Raw genomic sequence first — 4222 nt, 5'->3', positions numbered from 1 at the left:
AAAGAAAAGCATCTGACACCGAATTTGCTGAAGGTTTTGATGAAGGTTTTGAAGCTTTCAAGTTCGGTGTTGTATTGAAAGAAGCCCGAAAGGAAGCCGGTTTAACCCAGATGGATGTGGCAACCCGATTGGGCTCTGCACCGGTGAGAACTTGGCCCGGTGTACTCGAATCGCAAAGGATTTGCCTTCCTGAGCATCATTAGTGCACTTGATTACCGCCCGGGGTTTCAGACACAGAGGCAGCGGGTTTGACTGGGTATACAACTGAATGCCTTTATCAAAGTCCAGAGGCTTCTGCTTGGCATAGAGGGGCAAACCAATCTGGTTAGTGGTTTCCACAAAATCGGCAGGGCCAAACCAGGTGCGGAAAATATTGGAACCCATGGGGAAGACATAAGCTTCATCGGGTTCGATAAACGGGAAGCCTTCCTTGAAGTCATTGCGGAACATGGCTCCTGCCTGATAGCGCTGGTAGGACTCTTTCGCATAAGGATGGCCAATCAGTGAGTCGTAAAACTCCGTACCACAGAACCCATGGAACCGGGAATACATGGTGACACCCAGAGCGTCGTCTAGCGGGGAGCCATCCAGCTGATGGCCCGACGATCTTGGCCTGCTGCGGTGCAGGAGGCATTGACCAGCCGTTTGAGCAGAAACCCAGCCAGTTTCTGTCGAATCCCCTGCCTCATATTCGGTTGCATCCTTCAGAGGAATACGCCATTGTTTTACCCGGAACAGTCTGGAGAACCAGGCCATGGCAAAGCTCTTGATGATCGTAGGACTGGCCATTCTGGTTACGGGTCTTGCTCTGCATTTCGCTCCCGGTTTGCTGAGTTGGTTTGGCCACCTGCCCGGTGATCTGCGCTGGAAAAGCGGCAGGACAGAGGTCTTTATTCCCCTGACCTCCATGATTGTTATCAGCCTGGCTTTAACCCTAATTGCCAACCTGTGGCGATAAACCCCGCAGCCATCACCCTTTGAACAGGAATACGCAGCATGCCTGCACACGAGAAAATTGATTACGTCGAGTGGCCCTCAAAAGATTTACCGGCAACCAAGCAGTTCTTCACCGACACCTTTGGCTGGTCATTTACAGACTATGGCGAGGAATACACGGCTTTTGACCATCAAGGTTTGATGGGCGGTTTTTATCGTGCTGATGCTGTTTCCACTGCTGCTCAGGGAGCTGCCTTAATCGTGCTCTACAGCAAGGGTCTGGAAAGTACTCTGGAAAAAATCCGTACTGCTGGCGGCACTATTGTCAAAGAAATTTTCAGCTTCCCGGGCGGCCGACGGTTCCATTTTGCCGAGCCTGGTGGCAATGAGCTGGCAGTCTGGTCTGACTCATAATGTTCTGATCAGAATATTCCCCGGCTGGAATAAATTCCGTACTGCCGGGGGCGTTTATTCTGCTTGGCCAGCTCTTGCTCAATGGCTGTGAGGCGCTTCTCCATCCCGGAGAAACTGCTGTACTGTTTCAATTTTGCTGCTCCCGGCAATATTGGGCGTAGACACCATCAGAATCTTACGGTTGCGGGAAAACGTCGCCGTTCGCTTGATCGCCAGGTTGATGGGCAGAATACGGTGCTCATCTGCCCATTCCAATACGGTCAGGCGGGTATCAGGCTGCAACCCCAGGAGTAATCCTTTGGTATATGGGGTCATACTCCACCTTTGGTCGAATATTGTTCCCTAAATCTCTCCTGCATAATGACAACACAAGAAAAGGAATTCTTTATGTCTCGCTGCTCTCAGAAACAACAACATAGCCACCTTCTGGTTCCTGCTGTCCCGGCACGTATATCCGGAGGTATAACTAAATCAGATAAAAAGAAGGGCAGTCATAAATACAACTGGTTACGAACAGTCAGAGTTGTAGACGCTAGAAAGTTTCTTGTAGCTCATTATGTTGAACAATCCGGTATTTCACTCAAACAGAAAATATTGAATGAGCGCACCATTGATGAGATCTGCCAACTGGCAGACCAGGATGCTGGTGTAAAAAGGCTGCTTGAAAAGAACCCCTATCTCGTTACGTGGCTCCTTAATCAAACAGATGACCACCTCCGTGATGAAGTCTTGGGATGGCTGGAGACCGCCTCCACCCCGTCTATTGCCAAGACGGTTACTGACCTTACGACACTTTTCACTTCCATGAATCTGAAAGCTGATAAAGCGCTTGCTCCAGTCCATCCATCAAGGTTTGCCTTATCTGCTGAGGGTTTGTCTCAGCTGCCAGAACATCTGACAATCGGTCCGGAATGGCCAGTAGCGTATCCCGCACTACCCGCCCCGTAAGGTAGGCGTCTTCCTTAACTGGCAGGAGGAAGAAGGAGAGTTTTCGGATGTGAAAGCCCTGGCCTCCCATTACCAGCAGAACGAAAGCTATGTTTCTCGAATACTGCGGTTGACCATGCTGTCCCCAGATAGTCAGAAAAAATAATGACGGGGCAAGATATTGGTGGCCGGTCATTGGCGGATTTTATGGATGGAGGAGTGAGCAGTCGCTAAAGTGAGACAGCCCCCTTATTACCCCCCTTTCAATAAAGATTTTTCAAATCCTTTTTGACTATGGCATTAACAATCGGCGTGGATAGCTTCCCAAGAACACCAGAGCCATTCATATGCTCTGCTATTACCTTCGGAAAAGGTGTAACAGCATCTTTTGTGTAGAAATTCTTTATATTCCAAAGACCGCTGTCCTGCAGCAGGCTTTCATCGTCGAGCCTCCAGCTTTTCAAAAACAACTCAATCCCAACCTTTGGTGGTTTCCCGTTCACACTCAACGGCTCAAGCTGATGCTTTGCAGAGATCAGCCGCGCAGAAGCAAATAACTGCAGAGTCCAAGCCTGCCCTGGTATAAGGAAGAGCAGAGCGACATTTTCATTTTCCAAAATGTTACTCAGACTGGCTGCCACCTTATTACCTGGACGCTCAGGCAATAACAGTGTTCTGTCATCAATCACTCGGACGAAACCGGCTGGATCACCACGAGGGGAAAGCTCTGTATCACCGCTCCGGTTTTGTGTTTGCAATAACAGCCAAGGTGATGACTGAATGAAACTTTTAGCTGATTGCGATAAAGAGCTTCCACGACAGGGTTGACCAAAAGAAAGCACCCTGTTCTCTATACCAGTTTTCCACAAATCACCTCGCACCTTGGAACGGGCACAGTGAAAATACACGGCGGTAATTTGGAAGTGGATTCTTTTCCCTTCTCTATAAGCACAGCCATTGATGCGCAAACCATGACCGATACCAGGCACCAGAAAATAGAGACTCCCCTGGCACTCTTGCGGGACATCCTTGATATGGGAATTATTCGGTAAGCGGAAAACAAGATCCTGATCCGATAATACTGCCAAATCGTCACCACAAGGCAGAAAGTCAAAGCCCAATGAATCATCCACAGAGGCCAGGACAGCCAAACGAGATATTCCGATAAACTCTCGACAATAATTATCCAGAGCCGGGAGGATGCGCTTATGTAACATCGCCGGAGGTGAAGGGATAATTCTCCTTAATGCCCCAAGGTCTTTTATCGAGGATTGTGAATTCATATGCTGTCTCGCTCCGAAAGAGTAGACAATGTTAAAATCCACGCCTCTGGATGCGTATGTCCAACGGTTTCAGAAACAGAGCCTTTCGTTTCAAAAAGAACTTTCAACCCGAGAGAAGAAATGGATCACGCCACCAATCACATGCGTACTGTATCTGCGATTGCTGTGTTGGATCTTGCGAACGAGCTGCTTGAAAGACAATTTCTTGCTGAAAACAGGCTTTCAACTCATTACCCTCTTGTCTGGGATTTGGTCATTCGACGCCAGCACAAAGAGTCGAACCTCATCATTGAAGAGGAGCGTTTGCCTGAAGCTGAACTCATCAGGTTATGGCAAGAGGCTGAGATACCCCATGAAACCTCTGGGGTGGGCTTGCTCATTGGCCGCAAGGTTAACCCCCAAGCCAAGGGCATCCTGGCCAACTGGATTTCCCACTGTGAAAAGCTAGGACAGGCCTTCAGCACATTTCAGAAGCACATCTCCCTCCTCAATCCGTCAGAGCAATGGACACTGGAAGTCTTGGGCAAAAGGCTTCGCCTGGCTTTCCAGTTTTTAGACAGCCGTTACCCCATTCCGGCTGTAGAGCGCAGCATGAGCGCCCTTATCACCTGGGCTGAGTTTTTCTGTGGAGAGAAAATCCAAGTTCTCGGTGCTGGCTTTTG

7 protein-coding genes are annotated in these 4222 nt (G+C 49.1%); 4 read left to right on the top strand and 3 right to left on the bottom strand.

What is annotated here, in order from left to right; translation table 11 throughout:
- Positions 1-57: 57 nt before the first annotated feature.
- Positions 58-756: a major capsid protein gene (locus ACY2RQ_RS18905; RefSeq protein WP_490114566.1), complete on the bottom strand. Its 699-nt coding sequence runs from the start codon at positions 754-756 to the stop codon at positions 58-60.
- On the opposite strand from ACY2RQ_RS18905, the gene ACY2RQ_RS18900 reads away from it, so the two are divergent.
- Together ACY2RQ_RS18900 and ACY2RQ_RS18895 are read left to right on the top strand one after the other, a co-directional pair.
- Positions 755-958 (top strand): DUF2905 domain-containing protein, encoded by a 204-nt coding sequence (locus tag ACY2RQ_RS18900; protein WP_490114565.1) that lies wholly within the window; start codon positions 755-757, stop codon positions 956-958. The genes ACY2RQ_RS18905 and ACY2RQ_RS18900 overlap by 2 nt on opposite strands.
- Positions 959-996: 38 nt before the next feature.
- The gene (locus ACY2RQ_RS18895) at positions 997-1350 is read left to right on the top strand and encodes a VOC family protein (RefSeq protein WP_490114564.1); all 354 of its coding nucleotides are present in this window, start codon (positions 997-999) and stop codon (positions 1348-1350) included.
- A 78-nt stretch (positions 1351-1428) separates the two neighbouring features.
- Here ACY2RQ_RS18895 and ACY2RQ_RS18890 read toward each other — a convergent pair whose 3' ends face one another.
- A complete protein-coding gene (locus tag ACY2RQ_RS18890; RefSeq protein ID WP_490114563.1) occupies positions 1429-1665 on the bottom strand; it encodes a phage terminase large subunit family protein in 237 nt (78 codons plus the stop codon).
- A 45-nt stretch (positions 1666-1710) separates the two neighbouring features.
- Here ACY2RQ_RS18890 and ACY2RQ_RS18885 point away from each other — a divergent pair, with 45 nt between their 5' ends.
- A complete protein-coding gene (locus tag ACY2RQ_RS18885) occupies positions 1711-2298 on the top strand; it encodes a hypothetical protein (protein WP_490114562.1) in 588 nt (195 codons plus the stop codon).
- Positions 2299-2540: 242 nt separating this feature from the next.
- Here ACY2RQ_RS18885 and ACY2RQ_RS18880 read toward each other — a convergent pair whose 3' ends face one another.
- Positions 2541-3560 (bottom strand): pyridoxamine 5'-phosphate oxidase family protein, encoded by a 1020-nt coding sequence (locus ACY2RQ_RS18880; RefSeq protein WP_490114561.1) that lies wholly within the window; start codon positions 3558-3560, stop codon positions 2541-2543.
- Here ACY2RQ_RS18880 and ACY2RQ_RS18875 point away from each other — a divergent pair.
- A partial coding sequence (locus ACY2RQ_RS18875; RefSeq protein ID WP_490114560.1) for an AraC family transcriptional regulator ligand-binding domain-containing protein occupies positions 3561-4222 on the top strand: 662 nt, incomplete at its 3' end.

It is taken from the genome of Parendozoicomonas sp. 209JJ7-1 (assembly GCF_058147085.1).
Note: the sequence above shows the minus strand (reverse complement) of the source record. Positions and strands in the feature narration are given on the sequence as shown.